Source organism: Antrihabitans auranticaus (assembly GCF_016481275.1).
Lineage (GTDB): Bacteria > Actinomycetota > Actinomycetes > Mycobacteriales > Mycobacteriaceae > Antrihabitans.
The window spans coordinates 656,265-681,020 of record NZ_JAEMNW010000002.1; the positions used below are offsets into that span (position 1 = coordinate 656,265).

24 protein-coding genes are annotated in these 24,756 nt (G+C 63.1%); 13 read left to right on the top strand and 11 right to left on the bottom strand.

From position 1 onward, the window contains the following. Window positions 1-51: 51 nt before the first annotated feature. A complete protein-coding gene (locus tag JGU72_RS11060; protein WP_199683961.1) occupies window positions 52-1,455 on the bottom strand; it encodes a WS/DGAT/MGAT family O-acyltransferase in 1,404 nt (467 codons plus the stop codon). A gap of 171 nt (window positions 1,456-1,626) precedes the next feature. On the opposite strand from JGU72_RS11060, the gene JGU72_RS11065 reads away from it, so the two are divergent. From JGU72_RS11065 to JGU72_RS11075, 3 genes are all read left to right on the top strand, one after another. After that, window positions 1,627-2,406, top strand: coding sequence for an enoyl-CoA hydratase-related protein (locus JGU72_RS11065; RefSeq protein WP_199683962.1), 780 nt, complete (start codon window positions 1,627-1,629; stop codon window positions 2,404-2,406). Between the two features lie 110 nt (window positions 2,407-2,516). Further along, window positions 2,517-4,220, top strand: coding sequence for a phytoene desaturase family protein (locus tag JGU72_RS11070; protein WP_199683963.1), 1,704 nt, complete (start codon window positions 2,517-2,519; stop codon window positions 4,218-4,220). Between the two features lie 99 nt (window positions 4,221-4,319). Continuing rightward, window positions 4,320-6,656 (top strand): LuxR C-terminal-related transcriptional regulator, encoded by a 2,337-nt coding sequence (locus JGU72_RS11075; protein WP_199683964.1) that lies wholly within the window; start codon window positions 4,320-4,322, stop codon window positions 6,654-6,656. Between the two features lie 74 nt (window positions 6,657-6,730). Here JGU72_RS11075 and JGU72_RS11080 read toward each other — a convergent pair whose 3' ends face one another. The 5 genes from JGU72_RS11080 to JGU72_RS11100 form a co-directional block, all read right to left on the bottom strand. After that, window positions 6,731-7,597 carry a hypothetical protein gene (locus JGU72_RS11080; RefSeq protein WP_199683965.1) on the bottom strand — a complete coding sequence of 289 codons (867 nt, stop codon included), beginning with the start codon at window positions 7,595-7,597 and terminating at the stop codon, window positions 6,731-6,733. An 806-nt stretch (window positions 7,598-8,403) separates the two neighbouring features. Continuing rightward, complete coding sequence (locus JGU72_RS11085; protein WP_199683966.1) at window positions 8,404-8,664, bottom strand: cytochrome C oxidase subunit IV family protein; 261 nt, start codon at window positions 8,662-8,664, stop codon at window positions 8,404-8,406. A 1-nt stretch (window position 8,665) separates the two neighbouring features. Continuing rightward, entirely contained in the window at window positions 8,666-9,286 is a 621-nt protein-coding gene (locus tag JGU72_RS11090) for a cytochrome c oxidase subunit 3 (protein ID WP_199683967.1), read from the bottom strand. Next, a complete protein-coding gene (locus JGU72_RS11095; protein WP_199683968.1) occupies window positions 9,283-10,011 on the bottom strand; it encodes a hypothetical protein in 729 nt (242 codons plus the stop codon). The genes JGU72_RS11090 and JGU72_RS11095 overlap by 4 nt, the downstream gene beginning before the upstream one ends. Further along, a complete protein-coding gene (locus tag JGU72_RS11100) occupies window positions 10,008-10,721 on the bottom strand; it encodes a hypothetical protein (protein ID WP_199683969.1) in 714 nt (237 codons plus the stop codon). Before JGU72_RS11100 ends, JGU72_RS11095 begins: the two co-directional genes overlap by 4 nt. 187 nt (window positions 10,722-10,908) lie before the next feature. Here JGU72_RS11100 and JGU72_RS11105 point away from each other — a divergent pair, with 187 nt between their 5' ends. Continuing rightward, complete coding sequence (locus tag JGU72_RS11105; protein ID WP_233531863.1) at window positions 10,909-11,898, top strand: hypothetical protein; 990 nt, start codon at window positions 10,909-10,911, stop codon at window positions 11,896-11,898. Window positions 11,899-11,942: 44 nt separating this feature from the next. On the opposite strand, the gene JGU72_RS11110 is transcribed toward JGU72_RS11105, so the two are convergent. Further along, window positions 11,943-12,575, bottom strand: a complete 633-nt coding sequence (locus tag JGU72_RS11110; protein ID WP_199683971.1) for a TetR/AcrR family transcriptional regulator — start codon at window positions 12,573-12,575, stop codon at window positions 11,943-11,945. Window positions 12,576-12,651: 76 nt separating this feature from the next. Between JGU72_RS11110 and JGU72_RS11115 the strand changes: the two genes are divergently transcribed. The 4 genes from JGU72_RS11115 (at window position 12,652) to sigK (ending at window position 16,499) form a co-directional block, all read left to right on the top strand. Further along, window positions 12,652-13,833: a serine/threonine-protein kinase gene (locus JGU72_RS11115; protein ID WP_267909193.1), complete on the top strand. Its 1,182-nt coding sequence runs from the start codon at window positions 12,652-12,654 to the stop codon at window positions 13,831-13,833. 10 nt (window positions 13,834-13,843) lie between these two features. Next, window positions 13,844-14,515 carry a phosphoribosylanthranilate isomerase gene (locus JGU72_RS11120; protein ID WP_233531865.1) on the top strand — a complete coding sequence of 224 codons (672 nt, stop codon included), beginning with the start codon at window positions 13,844-13,846 and terminating at the stop codon, window positions 14,513-14,515. Window positions 14,516-14,600: 85 nt separating this feature from the next. Further along, on the top strand, window positions 14,601-15,614 hold the full coding sequence (locus JGU72_RS11125) for a hypothetical protein (RefSeq protein ID WP_199683973.1): 1,014 nt from the start codon (window positions 14,601-14,603) through the stop codon (window positions 15,612-15,614). 249 nt (window positions 15,615-15,863) lie between these two features. After that, a complete protein-coding gene (sigK, locus tag JGU72_RS11130) occupies window positions 15,864-16,499 on the top strand; it encodes an ECF RNA polymerase sigma factor SigK (RefSeq protein ID WP_233531873.1) in 636 nt (211 codons plus the stop codon). 6 nt (window positions 16,500-16,505) lie between these two features. Here sigK and JGU72_RS11135 read toward each other — a convergent pair whose 3' ends face one another. After that, complete coding sequence (locus JGU72_RS11135) at window positions 16,506-17,717, bottom strand: MFS transporter (RefSeq protein ID WP_307828388.1); 1,212 nt, start codon at window positions 17,715-17,717, stop codon at window positions 16,506-16,508. A 243-nt stretch (window positions 17,718-17,960) separates the two neighbouring features. Between JGU72_RS11135 and JGU72_RS11140 the strand changes: the two genes are divergently transcribed. The 4 genes from JGU72_RS11140 (at window position 17,961) to JGU72_RS11155 (ending at window position 20,762) form a co-directional block, all read left to right on the top strand. Further along, on the top strand, window positions 17,961-18,647 hold the full coding sequence (locus JGU72_RS11140) for a TetR/AcrR family transcriptional regulator (RefSeq protein WP_199683974.1): 687 nt from the start codon (window positions 17,961-17,963) through the stop codon (window positions 18,645-18,647). 9 nt (window positions 18,648-18,656) lie between these two features. Then, on the top strand, window positions 18,657-18,872 hold the full coding sequence (locus tag JGU72_RS11145) for a hypothetical protein (RefSeq protein ID WP_199683975.1): 216 nt from the start codon (window positions 18,657-18,659) through the stop codon (window positions 18,870-18,872). A gap of 2 nt (window positions 18,873-18,874) precedes the next feature. Beyond that, window positions 18,875-19,855 (top strand): hypothetical protein, encoded by a 981-nt coding sequence (locus tag JGU72_RS11150; protein WP_199683976.1) that lies wholly within the window; start codon window positions 18,875-18,877, stop codon window positions 19,853-19,855. Window positions 19,856-20,060: 205 nt separating this feature from the next. Next, the gene (locus JGU72_RS11155) at window positions 20,061-20,762 is read left to right on the top strand and encodes an SGNH/GDSL hydrolase family protein (RefSeq protein WP_199683977.1); all 702 of its coding nucleotides are present in this window, start codon (window positions 20,061-20,063) and stop codon (window positions 20,760-20,762) included. Between the two features lie 6 nt (window positions 20,763-20,768). On the opposite strand, the gene JGU72_RS11160 is transcribed toward JGU72_RS11155, so the two are convergent. From JGU72_RS11160 to JGU72_RS11170, 3 genes are read right to left on the bottom strand one after another with little or no spacing between them, the layout of a single operon-like run. Further along, on the bottom strand, window positions 20,769-21,026 hold the full coding sequence (locus JGU72_RS11160; protein ID WP_199683978.1) for a DUF6510 family protein: 258 nt from the start codon (window positions 21,024-21,026) through the stop codon (window positions 20,769-20,771). Next, window positions 21,023-21,748 (bottom strand): FAD-binding oxidoreductase, encoded by a 726-nt coding sequence (locus JGU72_RS11165; protein WP_374101103.1) that lies wholly within the window; start codon window positions 21,746-21,748, stop codon window positions 21,023-21,025. Before JGU72_RS11165 ends, JGU72_RS11160 begins: the two co-directional genes overlap by 4 nt. Continuing rightward, window positions 21,742-22,335, bottom strand: a complete 594-nt coding sequence (locus tag JGU72_RS11170) for a molybdopterin-dependent oxidoreductase (RefSeq protein WP_199683980.1) — start codon at window positions 22,333-22,335, stop codon at window positions 21,742-21,744. The genes JGU72_RS11165 and JGU72_RS11170 overlap by 7 nt, the downstream gene beginning before the upstream one ends. A 233-nt stretch (window positions 22,336-22,568) precedes the next feature. On the opposite strand from JGU72_RS11170, the gene JGU72_RS11175 reads away from it, so the two are divergent. Next, on the top strand, window positions 22,569-24,746 hold the full coding sequence (locus tag JGU72_RS11175) for a glutamine synthetase III family protein (protein ID WP_199683981.1): 2,178 nt from the start codon (window positions 22,569-22,571) through the stop codon (window positions 24,744-24,746). Window positions 24,747-24,756 lie beyond the last annotated feature (10 nt).

Below are 24,756 nucleotides of genomic sequence, written 5' to 3' on the forward strand. Positions count from 1 at the left end.
GCGAGCGGCGTGCGAGTCGCGTAAACGGCAAGCGCCTGGTCGACGGGATTCCTACACCTCGGAGAGAACCTGGTCGAGGGCGAGCACCGCCTCGAGTTCGTCGAGCGCTTCTCCGGTGTAGACGGCAAGTTTCTGCATGCTCGGCATCGAGAAGCGGCAGCCGGTGAAGCCGATGTCGACCTGGCCTGCGTAGCTGGACATCGTGATGTTGAGTGCCTGGCCGTGAAACAGCACCGACGGACCGTAGATCTGTTCGACGCGAGCGCCGTTGAAGTACAAGCGTTCCCGGGGGCCGGGAACGTTGGAGATGACGAGGTTGGCTGCGGGTTTGACCCGTCCGCCAAGGCCCAGTATCGCCTGCGTGATGTATGGCCCGACCAGCATCATGGTGAACGGAGCGACCGCGGCGGCCGGAAGAGACTCGTGAACAGCCTTGCCGGCGGCACTCGACTCGCGAACAGCGTGTAGGCGCGCGAGCGGGTTGTCGAGGTCCGTGCGCAGGCGGGCATAGATGAATGCGAGAGCGTTTCCGACTCCAGCGTCACCGTTGACCCTGACGCTCACCGGCACTTGGCCAACGATAGACGTCTGCGGCAATGCATCGAGCTCGGCCAAGTAGCGGCGCATGGCTCCACCGGTTATCGCGAGGAATACGTCGTTGACGGTTACGTCTGTGGCCTTTGCGATCTTCTTGAACCTGACGAGGTCGTAGTGCTGGGTCGCGAACCGACGTTGCTTCCGTATGCGTCCGTTGAAGATCGTCGTCGGCGACTGAAACGGTCCGGTAAGGCCGGGAACCCCACCTGTCCGGATCGCGCGAATCATCTTGATGAGCGCCCAGGTAGCTATGCATGTTGAACCGACTACCTGTCGAGCCGTCGCGATTCGGCTCAGAGTGTTCGGTGGTGCAGGCGTTGTGGCGACGGGTCGGTTGCCTCGAATTCCGGTTGCCCATGGCGGCAGGAGGCCCGTTGCGTCAGCGTCGGTGGTGAAGACGCGTTCGATCAATTGCGCTGCTGCGACGCCGTCCAATTGACCGTGGTGGAACTTCATGTAGATCGCGAACCGTCCGTCTGCCAGGCCTTCGATGACGTGGACTTCCCACAGCGGCCGACGTTGGTCGAGGCGGTGCGACTGTAGCCGCGAAACAAGGATCCCCAGCTCTCGTTCGCCGCCGGGTGCAGGTAGTGCGAGGTGGCGCAGATGGTAGTCGAGGTCGATCTCGTCGTCGGGAACCACGTTCCACGCGGGGACGGGGTACTTGCGGAGGCGATAGTTGAACGGCGCTGCGAACTTCTTGTTCTGTCGCCACTGTTCGACGAAGTCGCCGACGTACGACGGCGCTGCGCCGGGAGGTGGTGAGAGTATCAGCAGCGGCCCGAAATGTGCTGGCGCGTCGCGCTTCTCGACGTGAAACCACGCGGCGTCCATTGGTTTGATGGCGATCTTTGCCATGAGAACATCTCCTCTTCGAAGCTGGGTGAAGCAGGATGCTCACACGAGACATACGCGTCGTTGGATAGTCGTGTGCGGTACGAAGTGTAGTCTAATATAGATTAAATAATAGTACGAGCTCTGTGTCGATTGCCACGGATAATCGAATAGATTCGATGATAGATTAAATTCATGGTACAACCTTCCACGTCCATCGACGCGGGCCTGGGCATCCGGACCGACGTCTCTAACCGAGTCCTGCGAGTGACGATCGACCGACCGGATCGTCGTAACGCATTGTCACGCAGCGATTTCGAATCGATCGCGGAGGTTCTCCAGTCGACGCGAGAGATGGCTGACGTGGCGGTACTGACCGGGGGAGGCGAATTCTTCTGCGCCGGAGCTGACCTGTCTACCGTCTCCGACCTGTCGGACGACGACGTGGCCGCTCTCATGGACGCGGCGGAGGCAGCGGTCAGGGCAATCCGCGACTTCCCCGGTCCTGTGATCGCCGCGATCAACGGACCCGCGGTCGGCATCGGAGTTTCCTTGGCCGTTGCATGCGACCTCACGGTCGCCGCGCGTTCCGCCTACTTCCTGCTCGCGTTCACCCGAATCGGACTGATGCCGGACGGTGGGGCCACCGCGACGATCCCCGCTGCGGTCGGTCGCGCGCAAGCGATGCGGATGGCGTTGCTCGGTGATCGGGTCGGCGCCGCGGAGGCGGTTCGCATCGGCCTGATCAACCGAATGTGTGACGACGACGTTCTCGACGTCCGGGTCGACGAACTCCTCGCACACCTTGCCACCGGTTCCGTCGCCGCGTTTCGCTATACCAAGCATGCGATCAACGCTGCCACGCTCGGTGAGTTGGAGGCCGCTTTCGCGCGTGAGCGGACTGGGCAACTGTCGCTGGCTGCATCCCCTGAATTTCAGGCGGGTGTCGCAGCTTTCCGCACTCGCGGAAATTGAGGAGTACGTACGGAAGTACGTATCCCATCGGAGTCGGTGCGCAAGTCTGCGCGTGAGGATTGGTTGGACGCTGTTTGTCCATTCCGCTCCGAGATCGAAGGACTCGCTACATGTCGAAACCTCCCCAAACTCCACGCGAGGCTGACGTCGTTGTCGTCGGCTCAGGCCACAACGGACTTGTCGCTGCTGCGTATCTGGCCCAGTCCGGCCTCGACGTGCTCGTGGTCGAGGCTTCGCCGACCGCCGGCGGAATGACGTCGACCAATCCGTTCACTCCGGAAGCGCCGGAGTACATGATCAACGAGGCATCGATCCAGGCGTCGTTGTTCCGCACGACAACGATCGACAAGGACCTCGGTTTGTCGAAGAAGCACGGTCTACGTCAGACCGTCATCGATCCGGCGCACTTCCAATTGGCCGCTGATGGAAGCTCTTTGGGCCTCTGGCGCGATCCGCGCAAGACCGCTGCGGAACTCGAGTACTTCTCGAAGAAGGATGCGCGGGCGCTGCTGGAGCTGTACGAGGTCATCGACGCCGCCGTCGACATCGGCCTGCCGATGATGCAGACCAATGTCACGCGTCCGGAACTGCTGAAGATCATGAAAGCGGTCAAGGGCGTCGCGAAGAACCGGAAGCAACTCATCAACGTCGGCCGCTGGATGTCCAGTTCGCAGGCCGAGGCGATCGAGGAAAGCTTCGAGCACGACATGATTCGGGCGCCGTTGCTGACGTCGCTGCCGTTCATGCCGTTCGACGCCGACATGAGCGGCTGGTCGCTGATCTATCTCGGCGTCCTGAGCAAGTACGGCGTTGCGATGTTCCACGGTGGCACGGGTTCGCTGCCCAAGGCATTGATCAAGGTGATCGAGTCGCATGGGGGCCAGGTCATCACGAGTTCGCCGGTCGAGCAGCTGATCATGAACGGCAACCGCTGCACTGGTGTGCGCGTCGCGGGTGGTCAGGAAATCCTCGCGCGGCGCGGTGTTCTGACCGCGTGCAGCCCCAAGACGACACTGACCCGGTTGTTGCCTGCGGGTGTGCTGGAGCCGAAGAAGCAGAACGCTGCCGACCACATTCCGACCAAGAAGCGTGGGATCGCCGACTACAAGTTGAACGTCGCACTGTCCGGCAAGATCGACATGAGCAAGCACGAGAAGTGGCGCGGTGACGGTATCGACCTGCGGCTGGCGTGCAACTGCTATCACACCTACGAGCAGGCGCTCGCCGCCGCGCGCTCGTGCGTGCGCGGTGAGGTTCCGGACGCGATTCCGGGTCTCGCGCAGGTGACGAATGCGTTCGACCCGTCGATGTCGCCGAAGGGCAAGGACCTGTGGTGGTTCTGGACGGGTCTGACCCCGTCGATTCCGCGTGATGGCTGGGATGTGGCACGCAAGGAAATCACCGAGAGTGTGATCCGCGACGCGGAGCAGTACTACAAGGGCGTCGAGAGCCTGGAGATCGCGCGCCGTCCGCTTGCCCTGCCTGACATCGAGGAGCGGTTCTGGGCGATCGACGGCAGCGTCTATCACGTCGACCCGACGATTACGCGCTTCGGTCCGAACAAGCCGGTCGCGGGCTTCGCGGGCTACAAGACCCCCGTCGACGGCCTGTTCCTAACCGGATCGGGTACACACCCGGTCGCGGGAATCAGTGGAATGCCAGGTCAGAACGCCGCGCGCACAATGCTGAAGCAGTTCGCCCGTGAAGATCGGGGTGGTCGGTTGGGCATCCTGACCGACAAACTGCGCCGGGAAAAGTCGACGAGTGTGTACGACAGTGGCCCGAACGATGCGTTCCCTGCTGTGCGGTCCTGACAACCGAAGATCAGAGAGCGGGTGTCGGCAACGGCGCCCGCTCCGCCCCGTGCGCTGAGGAAGTTTGCAAATCTACGCTGAAGTAGAGAATCTATGGTGATGGTCGCAGCCGTAGCAGGACCGAAAGCCTCGCCTGGACTCCCGCACGAAACGACGAGTTTCGTCGGCAGAAGACGCGAACGCGGCGAGATCCGGCAACTCCTCAGCGACGCGCGGCTGGTGACGCTCACGGGGTTCGGTGGTGTCGGCAAGACCCGACTGGCGTTGCGTACGGTCGCCGACCTGCGCCGCGCGTTCGCCGACGGCGTCTACTTCGTCTCGCTCGCGTCGATCAGCGATCCTGCGCTGCTGACACAATCCGTGGCATCCGCCCTCGGTCTGCAAGCACGTGTCCAGCGGGCCGGACCCGACTGGCTCGCCGAGTACCTCCTGGAGAAGGAGGTACTTCTCGTCCTCGACAACTGTGAGCACTTGGTCGACGCTGCCGCCGAGTTGGCTGACACGCTCCTGCGTCGCTGCGCCCGGGTCCGCATTCTTGCCACGAGCCGGGAACCGCTGCGCATCGACGGAGAGACAGTCCACGCCGTTTCGCCCCTGAGCCTTCCGCCGGTGAACGTCGGGGGCTCGTCGTCGGCATTGCACGCTTTCGAGGCGGTCAGCCTGTTCATCGACAGGGCCAAGGCAGTCGCGCCTGATTTCGAGCTGTCCGATGCCAACGGCGCGGCGATCGCCGAGGTCTGCGCAAAACTCGAGGGCATTCCGCTTGCGATCGAGCTCGCTGCCGTGCGCCTGCGCACGATGTCGCCCGCCGAGCTTGCGGGAAACTTGACCGGTCGCTGGGCCTTGCTCACGAGGGGAAGCCGAACTGCCCCGGACCGGCAGCGCACCATGGCGGCCTGCATCGAATGGAGTTACGAGCTGTGCACCGACGCGGAGCGCGACGTGTGGGCCGCGGTCTCGGTGTTCTTCGACGGTTTCACACTCGACGCGGCGGAGTCGGTGTGCGCCGGTGTGGCCGACGAGCCGCTGGGCGACACCATCGCGTCGCTTGTCGAGAAGTCGGTGCTCACGGCTCAAAAGTATGACGCGCGAACCAGATTCCGTCTGCTTCCCCCGCTTCGTCATCGCGGTCTGAAGCGGCTCGAGGAATCGGGTGAGCTGACGGAATTCCGTCGGCGCCATCGTGATTGGTACGTCGCGCTGGCTCAGCTCGCACATCGAGACTGGATCAGCCAGCGGCAGGCGGAATGGATCCGCACGATGCGCCGGGAAACGGGCAACTTGCAGGCTGCGCTCGGATTCTGTTTTGGCGAACCCAACGAGGCCGAGCCCGGTCTGCAAATGGGTGCCGATCTGCACGAGTTCGGCCTTGCCGAGGGCCTGTTTCATCCCGGTTTGATGTGGTTCAAACGGTTGCTGCCTTTGTCGCCGCAGCCGACATTGACGCGCGCGTTGGCATTGCGGACGGCCTGTTGGTGGTCGGCGGCAAGTGGCGACATCGCCAGCTCGCTGCGCCTCTTGGTGGAGGGGCAGAGGGTTGCCGACGAGGTCGGCGGTCCGGTCGAGAATCTGTTCACGCAGACGGCAGGTTTCGTGGCATTGTTCAGCGGCGACATCGAGCGTTCGATCGAGCTTTTCGACGAAGCGCTCGACGTGTTCCGGGAGGCTGGCGACACCTCCGAGATCACGCAGACGCTGTATCTGTTGCAGCTCGCACACGTGTTCTCGGGCAATTTCGAACGTGCGATGGAGTGCTACGAAGAGTGCCGTGCGATCACCGAACCGGTCGACGAGAGTTGGGCCCGGGGCTATTCGACGTGGATTGCCGGCTTCACCAGATGGAGCAGCGGTGCAGTCACCGAAGCCGAGAAGCTGTACAAGAGCGCGCTCGTGATTGCGCGTCGGATCGACGATCCGGTGGGAATCGGCCTCTGTCTGGAGGGACTCGGCTGGATTGCGGTGACGTCGGAGCCGGAGCGAGCGGCCATCGTGCTCGGTGCTGCCGACAGTGTGTGGGACCGGATCGAAACGTCGACTTCGGCGTTGCGTGGACTGTTCGTCCATCATCAAGGCGCACTCGCGACGGTCGCCGCGTCGCTCTCGGAGGCCGACCGCGATGCGGCCTGGGCCCAGGGGCGTTCCTTGTCGATGGCGGAAGCGACGAAGTTCGCACTCGGTGAGACCGTGGCTCGCAAGCCGGCCGCAGCGGGGCCCGCGCGTTCGCCGTCGGGAGTACTGACCAAGCGCGAGAACGAAATTGCCACGTTGGTTGCCCAGGGCGTGAGCAACAAGGACATCGCCGAAAGGCTCGTCATCTCCAAGCGCACCGCCGAAACTCATGTCGAGAACATCCTCACGAAGCTCGGCTTCACCTCACGAAACCAGATCACCGTGTGGATGGGGGAGCAAGCCATCCCCGCGGGTGGGCGGGGCTGATCAAGCGGGGCGTCGATCAGGCTGTTGTGGAGGTGGGGGGTCGCGGTTCGGTCAGGTAAATGCCTGGTCGGCGCTCATACTGGGGCTCCGGCGTCGCGGAGCTTGGCATGGACGCGGCGATGCAGCGAGGCCGGCCTGTTCAGCAACCTGGTGCCCACACGAACTATGCGCCAACCCAGTTCCTCGAGCTGCGGATATCGCTCGAGGTCGCGTTCCTTCTGTTCCGAAATGCTCCAATGGCCGTCGCCGTCGTACTCGACACCGACCTTCCAACGCCGCCAACCCAGGTCGACTTGGGCTACGAACAGCCCATATTCGTCGGTAACGATTATCTGAGTGTCGGGACGAGGCAGTCCGGATTCGATGATGGCCAGACGAGTTCGTGTTTCGGGCGGTGACTCGGCGCCGCCGTCGACGAGGTCGAGCATCGAGCGCAACGCCACGATTCCGCGAGCTCCGGGATGCCTCTCGGCCAGGGCGCTGACCTCCAGGGGCTTCAGACCTGTTGCGTTGCAAAGCGCATCGACGATCTCGATCGACTTCGGAGCGTGCAGTGTTCGCCCCAGATCGAATGCCGTGCGGGCTGGTGTTGTCACCCGAATACCGTCGACCGCCATGATCTCGTCGGGTTCAACCTTGTACTGCCGAACGGCCAAACCTCGCGGAGCATGAAAGTGGTCGTGCCGAATCACTTCCGCGGGTTCGTGACCGTCGATCCACTTCGTCCCGTGAATCGCCGCGGCCGAACGGCCAGAGAGGATGGCGTCTTTCCCGGAGTACGCGGCCGCTGCTAGCGCCCGAACATGTGCAGTAACTTCGACGCGTTTTCGCACGTACACGTCACGGTAAATGCGCGTGAAGTCGTGGCGCAGTTGGTGCTCTGTCAGCTCGCCGAGTTGGATTGCCTGCGACCCCCGAAATGGTCGATCGAATTCCCCCATCCACTCAGCATGGCAAATTCGCTGGCGTCGCACTTCGCCGATTTTCTGCGCTGTGGATAACCCCGAGCCTATCCACAGGTGAGCCCAGATTGGGGTTGTCGAGGGGGCGGTTGGCTGAGCAAGGTGCGGGACGCCCGCCCGGTAAGTGCCCGGTCGGCGGGTGGGTTGCGGGGTCGTGGTTGTCGAGGGGGCGGTTGGCTGAGCAAAGTGCGGGAAGCCCGCCCGGTAAGTGGGTGGGCGGAGAGTCACGAACGCCGACGAGGCGGTTGGCTGAGCAAAGTGGGGGAGGCCCGCCCGGTAAGTGCCTGGTCGGCGGGTGGGCGGAGAGTCACCCACGCCGACCAGGCGTTTGGCTGAGCAAAGTGCGGGAAGCCCGCCCAGTAGGGGCCTGGTCGGGGGTGGGTTGCGGGGTCGTGGTTGTCGAGGGGGCGGTTGGCTGAGCAAAGTGCGGGAAGCCCGCCCGGTAAGTGCCTGGTCGGCGGGGTGGGTTGCGGGGTCGTGGTTGTCGAGGGGGCGGTTGCCTGAGCAAACTGCGGGAAGCCCGCCCGGTAAGTGCCTGGTCGGCGGGTGGGCGGTGAGTCACCCACGCCGACCAGGAGGTTGGCTGAGCAAAGTGCGGGAAGCCCGCCCGGTAACTGCCTGATCGGCGGGTGGGCGGAGAGTCACCCACGCCGACCAGGCGGTTGGCTGAGCAAAGTGCGGGAAGCCCGCCCGGTAAGTGCCTGGGCGGGCTGATCAGGCCGGGTTGAATCGCTGAGCACCAGCCGGTAGTCGGTGAGCGGCACGTCGGGTCCAGCTGCGCGCAGCTACATGAACAAAAACAACCCGAGGAGGACTGCGAGAGTGCCGAATACGTACGTTTCGAAGACCGCCCGCAAGGGTGTGGGTGCGTTTCCGATCTCCATGAAGTGATTGCCGACGAGACGTAGTTTGACGAAGGCAATCGTGATCACGACGGCGCCGACGAGGGTTTCGTGTGAGTCCGCTTCCTCGGTGCCGATGAACCAGCTCGCGATCGTTGCGAAAGCGAGGATCAGGTAGACGGTTGTTGTTCGTCGCAGGGTCATGTCAGTGCACCACGTAGAAGAGGGGGAAGAGGACCAACCAGAGCAGGTCGATCATGTGCCAGATGACCGCGCTGATTTCGGCGAGCTTGAGGCGCCCACGCGTTAGTTGCCGAGTCTTGGGAGTGAACGCAATCACCAGCAGTGCCACCAGCATGCAGAACCCGATCAGCAAGTGCAGCAGATGGATTCCGGTGAATACGAAGTAGTACATGAAGAAGTCGTTCGTTGTCAGGGTGTGCCCGCCCTGGACGAGATCGACGTACTCGGTGACCTTGATCGTGGCGAATGTGATCGCGCACCCCATGGTAGCGACGACGAGGCCGCGTGGCCTGCCACCATTGCGCAGGCTGTGCAATGCGCGTGCCACGAAGTACGAACCCGTCAGGAGCACAAGGGTATTGACGACCGCCAGGTCCGGGTGCAGGAGATTCTGCGCGGCGTCGAACATCTCCTTCTGCTGTCCGCGGCAAACCAGGATCATCCCGAAGAACAGGCTGAAGAAGGTCATGTCGCCGATGACCATCACCCACAGCCCGACCTCGCCGGGCAGGTACTTACCGGACCTCTTCGCGGCCGGATCGGTATCCGTAGGGAACCGATCCGATAGGTCGACGGCTGTCATGCTCGCTCGAAGTCCTTCGAACCGACGACGACCTCAGCCGAAACCTCGGGCTCGCGTCGCGCTGCGATAATCGTCATGGTCGCCATCACGAGGAACCAGGTGCCGAATGTCGTTGCGGCGAGCCAGAACGATAGCAGCCCGTTCCACGCGAAGGGGCCTGTCTTGAAGAACAGCAGCAGGCATGCGGGCAGGAAGGTGAAGGCGATCCACAGGTTGAGGTAGCCCACCCAGCGCGGGTAGATCGGCGCGTGGCCCTTGTCGGTGAGGATTGCGATGCCGATCGAGATGCACTGGAAGATCGCGGGTGGGCCGTTGATGATGAACGGAATCCAGGCCATGTCGTTGGCGAGCATCAGGACGTCGGGATCACGCTCGGGACGGTAGCTCGCGGCCATCATGATCATGATGGGCATGAAGATCGCGACCACGCCGGCGGTTCCGCAGATGAGCTGCACACTTGCCAGCGTCTCGGTGTGCCGACCGATTCGTTTGAGCTGGAACGAGATTGCGGCTACGAGCGGTGCTGTAAGGGCCGCACCGAACATCATGATGACAAGGCCGAGACGGATGGCGTTCGGATTGTCCTGCCACAGGGCGGAGACCGCTTCCTTCGGCAGATCGGGGGAAGGCAGAGGGAAGAATCCGGTAGTAAGCAAGCCGCCGAACAGCGCTACTACGAATACGAAACCACTGCTTGCGCAGAGGATTTGAATTCTCGTTGTCATGTCGAACTCTCTCCTGGTTGGGATGTGGCGCTGAGGAATGTGACTGTGCCGGTATTGCCGTCGAGACGAATCCGCTGGCCGTCGGCGTCCGCGAGGCCGATGAGGTCTTCGTGCAGCTCGAACCACACTGTGTGATAACTGTCGATCAGTGGCAATGACAGCCACTTATGTTCGCCTGCAGAGACATTCGCGAGTGCGTTGGCGAACCGATCCGGATACGGCGCGAGCCGGGGCGCTACCGTGACGAGCTGATCCAAGAGGGGTGCGAACCAGTGATGGACCTCGCTGAGCCGTGCCATGATCGCGGCGTCATAGGCGGCGTCGGTGTGATCGTTGGGGCGACTTCCGTCGATCAGCTGCCAGTCTGTGACGAGCCGATCGAAGACCGCGTTTATCTCGTCGAAGTCGTCGCACAGCTGCGTGAGGACTTCCTGGTCGACGAAGGTGCGTTCGGCAGCAAGAAGAGCGTCCAGCTGCGCGCGGCCGTGGGCGGTGAGTTTCAGCCGAGTGCCGGCGCGCGCAAGTGACCCAGCCTCGATGAGTGACTCCACCACGGCGCGGGCATCGGATTCGCTGATGCCTGCAGCGGCAATGAGGCCGGACTCGGTCGGACGTCCCTTGAGTCGTGCGGCCTGAAGGATTCGAAGATCGTGGGTGGTCTCGGTCTGCGGCATCCGCTTCCCCTCGTCGAGCTGGCTTACTCCGCTCATTCTGAGCGTGGAGAGATCGGTGCGGATCGGGCCGAATACGCAGATGGATACGTAGATCCGGATTGCGAAAAGATACGTGTTTCTAATGTCTGTTTTTACGTGACATTCGAATCTAACACTCTGTATGGTCACAACACGTTGCCAGCCGCGTCTCGACGCGGACCCGATCGCCAGGAGGTCCACGCATATGATGAGTTCAGATCCGGGCTATACCCCCTCGCCGGGGTACGGCGAGCTTTTGCCACATCCGTCGCCCATCGTGGCGAGCAACTTCACTGCCTGGTTCTTCCTGTTCTGGGCCGGACTGCTCGTCGTCGTCATCGCGCTACCCTGGGCGATCAAGCGCTACATCAAGTTCCGTGACACGTTGCCGCTGCTCATGCTCGGTGCCGGCTTCCTCACCTCGTTGGGCGAGCCGATGCTCGACCTCGTCGGTCACCTGCGTTGGTCGGAAAACCTCCACGGGCCGGCATTCGTGAACTTCGGTATCCCTGTGCCGCTTCTCATTCCGCCGTGCTATGCGCTGTTCATGGGCCTCGAGGCCTACTGGATCTACAAGATCATCCAGCGCGGCATCGACGTCCGTGGCTTCTTCCTCATGTTCGCCGCGTGCGGGATCAGCGACGCGATCATGGAACACCCCGGTGTGATCATGGGCGCCTACGAGTACTACGGCACGCAACCGTTCGAGTTCTACAAGTTCCCCTTCTACTGGTCCTTCACCAATGGCGTCGCGATCTGCACCATCGCCGTGTTGCTGCACTTCGTCTGGCCCATGGTGAAAGACAGCGGCTGGAAGCGACTCCTGGTGCTCCCGCTCGGCATCATCGGCACGACGATGGGCGAATTCGGTGTCGGATTCCCGGTCTTCCTGGCGATCAACGCCGGACTTCCGACGTGGCTCGACTGGACGATCGGCTCGCTGACCCTGGTCCTGTCCGTGGTGTGGATCAAGGTGCTCGCCGACATCGTCAAGAGCGAGAAGGCGGTCCCGTGGACGTTCTGGGGTCTGTTCAAGTCACGGTTCATGACGCCGACTCAGCGCGAGCGCTACATCCGCAGCATCGGCTGGGATCACGAGGCTGACCAGCCCGAGCCGTTCTGGCCGCCGATCTCGAAGCCGAGTGCGACGGCTTCGGAACTCCACGCGCCGGCGGAGAAGGTCACGTCGCGTTGATTCGGGGCTGACAGCGAAGGGGCTTCCAAAAGGAAGCCCCTTCGCTATGTCTGCGGCCGGTGGCCCGTGTAGAGGGTCCGCCATACGATGTCGGTCAGTGCGTCGCGAAGTGTGCCGACCTCGTCGGCGGGCGCCTCGGAAACCAGTTGCTGGAGTCCACGTTCGAGCATCCAGACGAGCCAGGACGCGGTTCGTCCGGCATCGAGTTCGGGCGCCGCGGCACCGGCTGCTTGTGCATCCTCGATGTGGCCCTGCAGTGCTGTGGCCGCGCGGTTCACCAGGGCCTGGTGAACCGTCCTGATACGAGCGTCGTAGGCAGCCGCTTCGGAAATCGCGCGCAACACCGTGCGGTGGCGGCCGTAGGTCTCGAACAGTGGCCGAAGTGCCTCGCGCAGATCACTTTTCGGCGCTGTCGTGGGAAGTTGGAACCACGCGGCGCCGGCCTCGGCGAGGTCGAGTGTGACGTCCTCGCCGACTGCCTGCAGGAGATCGCCCTTGTCGGCGTAATAGGCATAGAAGGTGTATCGCGAGATTCCCACCTCGTTGATGAGTGACTCCACACTCAAGTCGGAGTAGGAATCACCATGTGCGAGGAGCGTCTCGAGGGCGTCTGCGAGCCTTCGCGTCAGGCGGAGGCGGCGCGCCTCTTTGCGCTGCGTCGGCTCGGGGCTGGTCACGGTCGCGAGATTACGCGGCTGCTAGTTTCGTCGTAGGCAGAGTGCACAGTCGATCGAGGATCGGTGAGTCACCATTTTGACCACGGGGTCCGTTGTAGCTGGTCGGTACACGCTCGCTGAGCGAATCGGTCGCGGTGGTATGGCGGACGTGTTCCGCGCCGACGACCAGTTGTTGCATCGTCAGGTCGCTGTGAAGGTATTCCGATTCGATACCGAAGCAGGTTCGGACCAGCGCCGCATCGACGCCGAGGCGCGAACCCTCGCGTCCCTTCGACACCCCGGACTCGTTACCTTGTTCGACGCCGGGACGGTTGCCGACGAGCACGGCAGCGCGACCCCCTACCTGGTGATGGAGCTGATCACCGGACCGACCCTTGCCGGTCGTCTTGCGTCCGGTTCCATCGATCCGAGGACGACTGCGGCGCTGGGAGCCGAACTTGCCGCCACGCTCGCATATGTACACGACTGTGGTGTGGTCCACCGTGACATCAAGCCTGCAAATATTCTGCTCGATACTCCGACCGGCAGCGCGACCGAGTTCGCCGCCAAGTTGACCGATTTCGGAATCGCCCGCCTGGTGGACAGCACCCGGCTCACGACGCGGGGAATGGCGATCGGCACCGCCAACTACCTGAGTCCCGAACAGGCTCTGGCGCATAGCGTCGGTCCGCCGAGCGATGTCTACTCGCTTGCTCTGGTTCTGATCGAATGCCTGACCGCGCGGATCGCTTACCCCGGCGTCGGTGTGGAAGCTGCTGTCGCGAGGTTGCATCGTCCACCGCCGATTCCCGCCGACATCGACAGTGGCTTGTCCACTCTTCTAGCTGCTATGACGGCACCGGCGCCACAAGATCGGCCGAGCGCTGGGGAGGTCGCGAGTCGGCTGGAGCAGATTTCTGCCAAAGTGCCCGGGCCCCTGTCGACTGCACTCTTGCCGACAGTTGATCGGCTGCCTGTCGACGTCCGGACCGCACGGCCCGTCTCGCCGCGGTCGCCGCGGTCGGTGCGGCTCTGGGCGGGTGCAATCGCGGTAGCAGCGGTCGCCATCGCCGTGGTTGTGTGGTCTCTCGCAACAAGATCCACGGACGAACCACCCGCTCAGACGGTCCCGGTAACGAGTCCGGCGACGTCGTCCGAACCGACTGTCCAACAACCGGCGCCGAGCGTGCCGGAGCCTGCGCAGCCCGGCAACAACAGCGGCGGCAACAAAGACAAAGACAAGGACAAAGACAGGGACAAGCCTGGAAACGGTAAGTGACACAACAGGGATGAAGGACCGGACGACGGAGATGTTTCGACGCAAGATCTGCGGAATCAGATCCGCAACCGACCTGGCGACCGCGATCGATGCTGGCGTCGATGCGATCGGCGTTATCTGCGGAGTAACGCACACCAGTGAGGACGCGCTGTCTCCGGCGTCGGCGCGTGACCTCGTCCGGCTGGTTCCGCGCTCCGTACGCTCCGTGCTGGTCACGCATCTGACGGACGCGGACAGTGTTCTGGCATTGGCCGATTCGGTCGGTGTGGACGTCATACAGCTCCACGGCGAGATATCGCTGGATACCGTCGGAGCTGTCCGGGCCGCAACGTCGCGGCAGATTCTGAAGGCCGTCCATGTCGTCGGTCCCGAAGTTGTCGCGAATATCGAAGCGCTGCTCCACTTTTGTGACGGGCTCCTGCTGGATTCCCGCACCGGCGACAGACTCGGCGGTACCGGCCGCACGCACGACTGGACGATCAGCAGGGAGATCGTCGACGTCGTCGCCGGACGCAGACCGGTCATCCTCGCGGGTGGCCTGACGCCCGCCAACGTCGGGGTGGCTATTCGAACCGTCGGACCGGATGGCGTCGACGTGAACAGCGGTGTCGAGGACAGTCGTGGCGACAAGGATCAAGCGCTCTGTTCTGCGTTCGTGTCGGCCGCCGACTTCGGAGGGTGACCGAGGAAGGCGTCACGCCGCGAACTGTCGGCATTGTGTGGCACAGTCGGTTCACTACTGGACTTCGGGAAAGGGTTGCGAGCGAATGGCGGATCCACAGGCGGTTGCAGAAAAGCTCCTCGACGCGCTCGTCGAGTTCGTCCTGGCGGAGGTCACGGATCGCTTCGACGAGGTGGTCGTTCGTGAGATCGACCTGGTGCTCGAGGGAGCGGACACCATTGTGATCGGTGATGTCGTCGATCCGGCGGACGTAAAGCTCACCGCGCGAATGGGTGTGGATCACGTCGGCGGAAGCGAGCTGATCGGGGAACTCGTCATCCCGTTCGTGGAGACTTTCTACAATCTCGACGCCGCTGAGGACTACGACCTCGGCGAAGTGATCGAACGCGAACACTTCCAGGCACTCGTCGCGGCACTGCTGCGAATGAACACTGCGCAGGACCGGATCTTCGAGCGATTGACCCTGAGTCCACTGGTGGCCCAACTCGCGTCGAGCTTCGTCGGCAAGATCGTCGGCGATTTCGTCGCGGAGAACAGAAAGAAGGCGGAACGGGTCCCTGGCATGTCGTCCTTGTTCTCGGTCGGCGATCGGGTCGCATCGACGGCGGCGAAGGTCGGTAAGGGCCAGCTCGACGCTCTGTCGGGAAAGGGTGCGCAGTATGCGCTGAAGCAGACCGAGAATGCGGTTCGCGATTTGATCAAGGAAGCGCCTGTCGAAGAGGCAGCGCTCGAGGTGTGGGACCTGCACGCAGGGGAGCGTGTGAGCGAACTTCGCAAGTACGTGTCCGAGGACGAAGCCCGTGAGCTCGCCGATCTCGGGCATGGACTGGCGATGTCGGTCCGGCAGAAGGAGTACACGCTGTCTCTCGTGGATGCGTGGATCGACACCTTCTTCGCGACCAGCGGCAAGCTCACCGTTCGGCAGCTGCTCGAGAAAATCGGGCTCACTCGAGACGACCTGGTGACCGAAGGATCGCGTCTCGCGCCGCCCATCATCGAGGCACTCATTGCCAACGGAGTCCTCGCAGCGCAAATTCGCCAGCGCCTCGAACCGTTCTTCCTGTCGGAATCGACCCTCGCAATTATCGCCGACGAATAGAAACCCGCAGGAACTGTAACGAGTTCCAACCGGGAAGAGACGTAACTTCCGAGAGAAATCAGTTGGCAGCACCGGCCAGATGCGACGGTCGGGGGAGACAGAACGAAATCGTTCGTTCGATGCCCTCGATCGTCGTGTCGGACGATCGACCGATACCGGTCCCGGTGCAACGGCGATACCGTTGATCTGCGACGATGCATCGGAGGTTCGGGTGACTGCGGGGAAATCACCACAACGACGATCCACGGTATGCAAAACCTGGCGCCGGAGAACAAGGGCAGCTTGATGCAGGCTTCCGGTCGCCCTCGAGACGCTCTAGGTCCGGCCTCTGCGGCCGAGCTCGAACCGCTGCTCACTGCGGTCGCGGCCGGTGATGTGCACGCGTTCACCGAACTCTACGAGCGGACAAGTTCTCGCGTCTTCGGCGTCGTCTGGCGAGTTCTTCGCGATCGCGACTACGCCGAGGAAGCTACCCAGGAGATCTATCTGCACGTGTGGCGCTCGGCCGCGAAGTTCGAACCGGGGCGAGGCACCGTGCTCGGCTGGCTGATCACCTTGGCTCATCATCGCGCGGTCGATCGGGTCCGGCAGGAGCAGGCCGCCACCGACCGAGATCAGGTCTTCGCTCGCCAGAATTGGATCCGGGAGTACGACGAGGTTTCGGACGCGGTGCTTGCGGATGAAGAGACGGACGCGATCCGTAACGGGTTGTCCGGTCTTACCGCAGCGCAGCGTGAGGCATTGGTCCTCGCCTATTACGGCGGGTACACCTACCGCGAAGTCGCGCTTGCGCTCGACGTCGGTCTGCCGACGATCAAGTCGCGTATTCGAACGGGACTGTTCCAACTCCGGGCCGGGCTTGCGACTGTGGACGCCGCCGTCTAGCGCCGGTCACTCGCGCGTTCGTGCGTTGACGTCGGCCCGCCAGAAGACGAGCCAGCACGCCAGCGCAACAACGCTTGTGCCGAAGCCGATCAAGCAGACCCGCGGCCAACCGCCCGACTCGTAGGCGATTCCGCCAGTGACCGAGCCGGTGACGCCGCCGGCGAAGAAGGCGACCATGTAGGCCGTCGTCAGGCGGCTGCGCGAAGCAGGATCGAGCGCGTAGACCGCCGTCTGGTTGGCCAGGTGGGCGCCCTGGATGCCGAAGTCGAACACCAGCAGTGCCACGATCAGCGCGATCACGTTGTAGCCGCCCCAGGCAACCAGCACCCAACTCGCAAGGACGATCGCCCAGGTCCCCGTCGTCACACCGACGAGATGCCCGCGATCGGCAAGCCGCCCCACCCGCGGTGCACCCGCTGCGCCCGCGACGCCGGCAAGTCCGAACAGCCCGATGACGAAGTCGGAGTACCGGTATCCGCTCGAGCCGTCTCCGGCGAGCAGAAATGACATCGCGGTCCAGACGCCGGAGAAGCAGGCCATGCTGAGGAAGCCGAGCAACATGCGCTGACGGAGCACCGAGTGACGCCCGATCAGGGCGAATATCGACAACAGGACGTCGGGGTATCGCTCGCCGCTCGTCGCCGGACCGGTGTTCGGCGCGAGGAGGTAGACGGCCACCGACATGAGGAGCTGAACACCGGCCGCGCAGAACAGAATTGCCCGCCAGCCGCCGACCTCGGCCACCGCGCCGGACAAGACACGTGACAACAGGATCCCCAAGAGCAAGCCGCTCATGACTATGCCGACCACGTGACCACGCTCTTCGGGGCCTGCGAGCGCCGAAGACCACGGCACCACGACCTGGGCCGCGGAGGCCGTCACACCGGTCACGAAAACGCCGACGAGCAACGTGGCGAAATTGGGCGCGAGTGCCGAAAATAGCAGGGCCGCCATGGAACCCACGAGCAGTGCGGGGACCATGCGGCGTCGTTCGAGGAAATCACCAAGCGGGACGACGAGCGTCAAGCCGCACAGATAGCCGATTTGCGTTGCGCTGATCAGGAGGGCGGCCGACGGTGTAGAGACCCCGAGGTCCGCCGCCACACCGTCCAAGAGCGGCTGTAGGTAGTAGAGGCAACCCGCCGACGTGCCGGCCGTGACGGCAAAGATGATCGTGATCGAACGTTTCATCACGTGTTCGTGTGCATTCGCGGTCACCGAACAGACTTTGCCACGAGTGGGCCGAACTCGGCAGAGGCACGGAGCTGGGCTAAGCCGTGGAGTGCCGCACTCATCGAGTGCATAGTTCTACCGGCCGTCATGCCGACCCGCAACCTGTGAAACTGCACTCTCGACGCTCCACAACACAATTCGCCACAACTGCCCGCCGGTCGGAGGGGCCTGCGCCTGTAGTGTCCACATTGCCTTCGGCACTGCTGGCTCCAACGACTTCGGAGGGCAATGGGCGTCACCGATAATGCGCGGCCGCGCCGGCGTGGTCGGCCTCCCGGCGGTGGAAATTCGCCTGAGCAGGCCCGCAGGATGCTGCTCGAGACTGCTGAACGCTGCTTCGGCGAGCGAGGTCTGCGGGTCACGATGGCGGAGATCGCCAACGAAGCAGGGGTCACGAGAGCGGTCGTCTATCGGCATTTTGCCGGTCGCGACGAGATCGTCGTCGGTGTCATCGAAAGGGCGCTCGACCGGTTGGTCGAGACGACCGTCGGACATCTGTTGCATTGCAAGGATGCAGCCGAACTGATCACCGAGGCATTGACTTACGCAAACGGTGCACTCGAGCGCGACCCCATTTTCCGCGTGCTACTGGCCTCGGAGGATTCGGGCACAGTCGCGCGCATCCTCAGCAACTCCGCAGTTTTGAACGACCACGTCTATCGACTTCTCGGCACTGTCTTCCGGGAGTTCGCCACGGAATTCCGGCCCGACGTCGAGTTGTCCGATATCAGCAGATTCATCCTCAGCGTCGGCTTGGGCATCTTCACGGGCGCTGTTCCCGAGGCCGGCGATCCCGACGTTCTCCGGCGATATATCCGAACGTTCGTCCTCCCCGGGATCCTCGAGTACGCGCCGGGGCCCGAGGTCGTATTCACTGCACGGCCCCCAAAAGTAGACACAGATTCCGATTTGTAGGCTACGTCCATGAGCGGATCCGAAAGCGAACTCGTGGCCGAACTCGGCGAGCCACGAGAAGTTCTCGAGCAGCTGACCCCCGAGGAAGCGGCGAAGCTGCTTCGCCTGTTCAAAGCGGCGAAAGTCGAGCAGAAGAAGAGCCTCGACGCGGCGATCGACGGCATTCTGGACGCCCTGCCGCGCCTCATTCGCATTCCCGCTCGCAAGATCTTGTTCGGAAGGTAGCCATGACCCAACTCGTAGTCCGCGCGCAAGTTGCCCAGCTCGCGAAACAACTCGGCGTCGACGCGTCCGAACTCGAAAGCCTCGAAAGGCTCGGCGCTCCCGCAATCAGGGGAATCCTCGAGCGTGTGTCGAATCTGCTTTTCGACGAGCACGTTCCGACGTTTGCGCGCGTGAGCAGGCTGGTGCCGATCATGCCGACATCGCTTGCTGCCAAGATCGCGCTGAAAGTGATGCCTGCGGAGGTGGCGGGTCGGGCAGGCGGCACGGTCGGACTTGACCACCCGGACAAGATGGCTGGGCTGCTCAGTGGCCTGACGACGACATACATGGCCGACGCTGCGCCGTTCCTCGACCCGCGAGTGATACCCGTGCTGGTGGCGCGGCTTCCGATCGAGTTCGTCGTTCCGGTCGCGAACGAGATCATGAGCAGACGTGACTATGCGACGACGGCATTGTTCATCGAGCATTCCAACGAGGAGTTGATCCGGAGCTTCGAACGCGGGATCGACGACGACGAAGGGCTGCTGCACACTGCCGCGCGCACGTTCTCGTCGGACAGGCTGAACGAGATCCTTCGCGTTCTGCCCGAGCAGCGGCGCGCGCGGATCATCACCTCCTCGATCGGGAGTGACGACGAGGCCGTGCTTGCAAGCCTGTCGGTGCTCTCCCGACTCGAACGTGATCTGGCTGACGTTCTCGTGGGCGAGTTCTTCGGGGCGCTCGACGACGCTGCTCTGAATCGATTTCTGACCGTTGCGATTACGTCTAGCGCAGTTACCGAGTTGCTCGACTTGTCGGAATTTCTCGGCACCGAGACCTTGCAGCGCATCGGCGGTAGCGAAGTACTTGCGCAGCAGTCCAGCGTCGACGCGATTGCCGGCGCCGCAACCAACCCGCGCCTGCGCCGTGCCGCGCTCGCAATCGCCGAGTACCTGCCAGCGGAGCAGAAGACTGCGCTGACCCCGCTCGTCGACGCCACGTAGAACCGAGTCGGACCAGCCCCGGTGGGCCGCTGTTGAAGTTTTCCGCGCGGTCGCGTAGAAGTATGCGTGGGCACCCGGAGCCGGACCGGCCGAGATCCACAGCAAGCAGGACAGCGCGGTCCGTGAGTGCAATTCTTCACGCGATGTGACGTCGAATACCCCTTGGCGCCATTGTCGTGCAGACAATCAATTGTTCAGTGTTGGTTTGGATCTCGAAGAATGGCACATGGCGCGGATATTGGTTGATGGCAGCAGCACCGCCTACGGATTGTGGGGCGGCGAATCCGGTGGCTGGGCCGACCGGCTGAAGATTTCGTTTCTGTCGGTACCGGACCGGCGGCGATACGCATCGATTGTGAATCTCGCGGCGCCGCTTCGCACCGTCACCGAAATTGCCGCCGACTTCGCTTGCAACGCAACGGCTTACAGCGGTAGCAGCCGCACGAAGATCGCGCTCTTCATGCTCGGAATGTGCGAATCGCGGCGACTGGAGTCCGAGCTTGCCGTGGCGCCTGCGGAATTCCGCAGGGCCGTAACGGAACTTGGGTCCATGTGCGTTGCCCAGGGTTTCACCCCGATCTTCCTTGGGATGCCGCCGATCGACGAATCGCGTACGCAGGATTTCGGTCGGGAGCGTGCAAGCTACACGAACGCGGACCGCGACAGCTATGACGGCTTCGTTCGCGAATATTGCTTCGCCAACGAATTTGCCTATGTCGATATTGCCGCGGAGTTGGCTCGGCTATTTCCCGATCCCGCCCCGATCATGGACGAGGACGGACTGCACATGAACGGCCTCGGCCACGCGGCGATTCACGACATTGTGCACCCACTGATTCTGCTGCGGATGCAGGCCGACGTGCTGGCGCGCAGTAGTGAACGTGACCGGAGCTCCGTTCCGGCGTGAGCAGCGTCAGCTGCGGACCTCGATCGCGCTGATACCGGGGAATCCGAAGAACACGCGGTCCGGTGCTCGGACGATGGTGGCGAGTACGGCTTCGCAGCCGCTGCAGCGCACCACCGTTCCCGCGGCGTCCGTGTACACCCGCGCTGTCGCGACCACCGCGATGGCGCCGCAGCCGCTGCAGCGTGCCGAGGCAGTGGTGATATCGAACGCGAACAGTTCGGCCATCGGACCGGCCAGAGCATTGCCGTCGAGGTGGGACATCATGTGCCTCCGAATCTTTCGGTACGAATCGATGTGGGCGAATGCCCGATGTCGACGAGCCAACCTGCGACCGCCTCGACGAATGCAGTAGGTCCGCAGACGAATACCTGCGGCGCAGCGCTGACCGGAAAGGCCACGGCCGCCAGGGTATCCCGGGTCAATCGTCCCGTGACGCGCGAGTAGATGTAGTCGACCTGTAGCGGTGCTGTGGCGGACGCAGCTGCATCGGCGAGCTCTTTCTCGAAGTACACGTCGTCGGGCGTTCGTACCGAGTAGACCAACCGAAATGGGGTCGGATCTCCTGCGGCGGCATGCGCGCGCGCCATCGCCACCAGAGGGACGACGCCGGACCCGCCAGCAATCAACAGCACAGGCGCAGAGGAGGTTTCATCCGGTCGCCACACGAAGAACGCGCCGAGCGGACCGTGTACCTCGAGTTCGTCGCCCACCGCCAGTTCGTGCACGAGAAAGGGGGAGACCTCACCGTCGGGAAGCTCGTCGACAGCCAACTCGAGCAGTGTGTCCGGCCCGGACGTCGCAATCGAATACGACCGCGTCGCTTGGTAGCCATCGGGAGCGGTCAGCCGGACGTCCAGATGCTGCCCGGCGGCGTTGCCGGGCCACGTCGGCACGTCGAGAACGATGCGCCGAGCCGACGGCGTTTCCGGCCTGGCCCCGCGCACTGTGCCGACATGCCATGCGGCTCGACCCCGCCGGATCACCAATACCGTTCTTCCTTCCAGGGATCGCCGTGCAGGTGATAGCCGGCCTGCTCCCAGAAGCCGGGGTCGTCGTCGGGCATCAGCTCGAGGCCGCGAATCCACTTGGCGCTCTTCCAGAAGTACAACTTCGGGACGAGCAGTCGCGCGGGTCCGCCGTGCTCGATGCCAAGCGGTTCGCCGTCTGCCTCGAACGCAATCCAGGACTGGCCGTCCAGCAATTCGTCGAGCGGAATGTTGGTCGTGTAGCCGCCGTAGCTGTGTGCCATGACGTAGTCGTAGCTCGTCTCGACGTCCTCGAAAAGCAGATCGAGGGAGACACCCCGCCATGCCATGTCGAGTTTGGACCAATGGGTCACGCAGTGAATGTCGGTAGTTATGTCTTCGACGCCGAGCTCGTGAATTTCGTCCCATGTCCACCGGTGCGGCGGACCTGACTCCGAACGGATCGTGAACTCCCAGGTCTCGGTGTCGACGCGAGGCGACGGACCCGCCGACAGCACGGGCCAATCGTCGACCTTGGTCTGACCGGGTGGAAGGCGGGAATCCTGCTCGCGACGGCGACCTGTGAAACCACGCGTGAAAACGGCCATGATCACCTTTCCGTCGACCCAACGGTACGACTTTCGCGAGGCGGTGTCAGCGCGACGAGGGACCGACTCGAGAACTCGGTCGAATATCTGAGCTTTGACTCCCGCGACCAAGTAATTCGACTTTCAACGGTCACAACGCCGAAACATCGCCGCCACGCCGGCCGCTTAGTGTCGCGTGATCCACTTCGGCACGCCCATCTGTGCCGAGGGTAACGCCTGGGCAAGGGGTAGAGATGAGTGGAAACAAGGTCCGGCTGCAGGCAATCAAGGACGTAGAGGCGTACGTGCCGCCGGCCGTCAGCTTCATCGATTCCGAGGCGCCGGGCGAGGTGTTCGGAGCTAACGTCTTCAGCAAAGTGGTAATGCAGAAGCGCCTGCCGAAATCGGTCTACAAGTCAGTTCTGGCCACCATCGATCAGGGCATGCCGCTCAATCCGATGGTCGCCGACGCTGTCGCGTCCGCAATGAAGGACTGGGCGATCGAGAAGGGCGCGACGCACTACGCGCACGTCTTCTACCCTTTGACCGGCCTCACCGCAGAAAAGCACGACAGCTTCTTCGACCCGGTCGGCGACGGGTCGGCACTGGCCGAATTCGCAGGCAAGGCCCTCATCCAAGGTGAGCCCGACGCGTCGAGCTTCCCCAACGGCGGGCTCCGGAACACCTTCGAGGCCCGCGGCTACACCGGCTGGGATGTAACCAGCCCGGCCTACGTCTTGGAGAACCCCAACGGAAACACCCTCTGCATCCCGACGGTCTTCGTATCGATGACCGGCGAAGCGCTCGACCACAAGACGCCGCTGCTGCGTTCGCAACAGGCGATGGGCCAGCATGCCGAGCGGATCCTCAAGCTGTTCGGCCACGAGGATCCCGAACGTGTCGTGTCGTTCTGTGGTCCCGAGCAGGAGTACTTTCTCGTCGACCGCCACTTCTTCCTTGCACGCCCAGACCTGTTGAACGCCGGTCGCACGCTGTTCGGCGCCAAGCCGCCCAAGGGTCAGGAATTCGACGACCACTACTTCGGCGCGATTCCCGAGCGTGTGCTCGGCTTCATGATGGACACCGAACGTGAACTGTTCAAACTCGGTATTCCGGCGAAGACTCGGCACAACGAGGTCGCCCCGGGCCAGTTCGAGATCGCGCCGATGTTCGAGCGCGGAAACATCGCTGCGGACCACCAGCAGTTGTTGATGACGACCTTCAAGACCATCGCCAAGAAACACGGCATGGAATGTCTGTTCCACGAGAAGCCGTTCGAGGGCGTCAACGGCTCGGGTAAGCACGTCAACTTCTCCCTCGGCAACTCCGAGCTCGGCAGTTTGCTTGTCCCGGGCGATAACCCGCATGACAATGCGCAGTTCCTGGTGTTCTGCGCCGCGGTGATCAGGGCAGTCCACAAGTACGGCGGCCTACTGCGCGCATCGGTCGCGTCGGCAACCAACGATCATCGCCTCGGCGCCAACGAGGCTCCGCCGGCAATCATCTCGATCTTCCTCGGCGATCAACTCGCAGACGTCTTCGATCAAATCGCGAAGGGCGCCGCAACGTCGTCGAAGGGTAAGGGCACGATGATGATCGGCGCAGACACGCTTCCCGTGTTGCCGACCGATCCGGGCGATCGCAACCGCACGAGCCCATTCGCGTTCACGGGCAACAGATTCGAGTTCCGGGCACCCGGTTCGATGCAGACTGTCAACGGCCCGATGGTCACGATCAACACGATCATGGCCGAGGCGCTGGACCACATGGCCACCGAACTCGAGACCGCAATCGCGGATGGTACCGATTTCGACACGGCCGTGCAGAATTTGCTGACGGAGATCATCACCGATCACGGTGCAGTCGTCTTCAACGGCGACGGCTACTCCGACAACTGGCAGGTCGAAGCCGCCGCCCGTGGATTGCCCAATTTGCGAACAACTTTGGATGCGCTGCCCGAACTGATCACCGACGCTGCGATGGAGCTGTTCGGCAAGTACAAGGTGTTCAACGAGCGAGAGATGCACAGCCGCTACGAGGTCGGGCTCGAGCAGTACGCGCTGACCATCGGCGTCGAGGCGCGGTTGACTCTCGAGATCGGCTCGACGCAGGTCCTGCCGGCCGCCGTGCGTTATCAGACCGAGCTCGCAACCAACGTGGGAGCACTCAAAGCCGTTGGTGTCGAAGCAGATATGGCGCCACTGCAGGCCGTGTCGGCGTCGGTCACCGACCTGCGCGGCGCACTGGAAACGCTGAGTGCGGCGCTGACGGCAGACGGTGGTCATTCGGCGTACGACGAGGCCGCCCATGCCCGCGACAGCTTGTTGCCTGCCATGGCCGCGGTTCGTTCGACCGCGGACCTACTGGAGGGCATCGTCGCCGACGATCTGTGGCCGCTGCCGACCTACCAGGAGATGCTGTTCATCCTGTAAAGCTGCCCAC

Bases quoted from the DNA above. Each gene is read 5' to 3' on its own strand.
- JGU72_RS11060 (WP_199683961.1), bottom strand. From the start codon at position 1,455: ATGGCAAAGATCGCCATCAAACCAATGGACGCCGCGTGGTTTCACGTC.
- JGU72_RS11065 (WP_199683962.1), top strand. From the start codon at position 1,627: ATGGTACAACCTTCCACGTCCATCGACGCGGGCCTGGGCATCCGGACC.
- JGU72_RS11070 (WP_199683963.1), top strand. From the start codon at position 2,517: ATGTCGAAACCTCCCCAAACTCCACGCGAGGCTGACGTCGTTGTCGTC.
- JGU72_RS11075 (WP_199683964.1), top strand. From the start codon at position 4,320: ATGGTCGCAGCCGTAGCAGGACCGAAAGCCTCGCCTGGACTCCCGCAC.
- JGU72_RS11080 (WP_199683965.1), bottom strand. From the start codon at position 7,597: ATGGGGGAATTCGATCGACCATTTCGGGGGTCGCAGGCAATCCAACTC.
- JGU72_RS11085 (WP_199683966.1), bottom strand. From the start codon at position 8,664: ATGACCCTGCGACGAACAACAACCGTCTACCTGATCCTCGCTTTCGCA.
- JGU72_RS11090 (WP_199683967.1), bottom strand. From the start codon at position 9,286: ATGACAGCCGTCGACCTATCGGATCGGTTCCCTACGGATACCGATCCG.
- JGU72_RS11095 (WP_199683968.1), bottom strand. From the start codon at position 10,011: ATGACAACGAGAATTCAAATCCTCTGCGCAAGCAGTGGTTTCGTATTC.
- JGU72_RS11100 (WP_199683969.1), bottom strand. From the start codon at position 10,721: ATGAGCGGAGTAAGCCAGCTCGACGAGGGGAAGCGGATGCCGCAGACC.
- JGU72_RS11105 (WP_233531863.1), top strand. From the start codon at position 10,909: ATGATGAGTTCAGATCCGGGCTATACCCCCTCGCCGGGGTACGGCGAG.
- JGU72_RS11120 (WP_233531865.1), top strand. From the start codon at position 13,844: ATGAAGGACCGGACGACGGAGATGTTTCGACGCAAGATCTGCGGAATC.
- JGU72_RS11125 (WP_199683973.1), top strand. From the start codon at position 14,601: ATGGCGGATCCACAGGCGGTTGCAGAAAAGCTCCTCGACGCGCTCGTC.
- sigK (WP_233531873.1), top strand. From the start codon at position 15,864: ATGCAAAACCTGGCGCCGGAGAACAAGGGCAGCTTGATGCAGGCTTCC.
- JGU72_RS11140 (WP_199683974.1), top strand. From the start codon at position 17,961: ATGGGCGTCACCGATAATGCGCGGCCGCGCCGGCGTGGTCGGCCTCCC.
- JGU72_RS11145 (WP_199683975.1), top strand. From the start codon at position 18,657: ATGAGCGGATCCGAAAGCGAACTCGTGGCCGAACTCGGCGAGCCACGA.
- JGU72_RS11150 (WP_199683976.1), top strand. From the start codon at position 18,875: ATGACCCAACTCGTAGTCCGCGCGCAAGTTGCCCAGCTCGCGAAACAA.
- JGU72_RS11160 (WP_199683978.1), bottom strand. From the start codon at position 21,026: ATGATGTCCCACCTCGACGGCAATGCTCTGGCCGGTCCGATGGCCGAA.
- JGU72_RS11170 (WP_199683980.1), bottom strand. From the start codon at position 22,335: ATGGCCGTTTTCACGCGTGGTTTCACAGGTCGCCGTCGCGAGCAGGAT.
- JGU72_RS11175 (WP_199683981.1), top strand. From the start codon at position 22,569: ATGAGTGGAAACAAGGTCCGGCTGCAGGCAATCAAGGACGTAGAGGCG.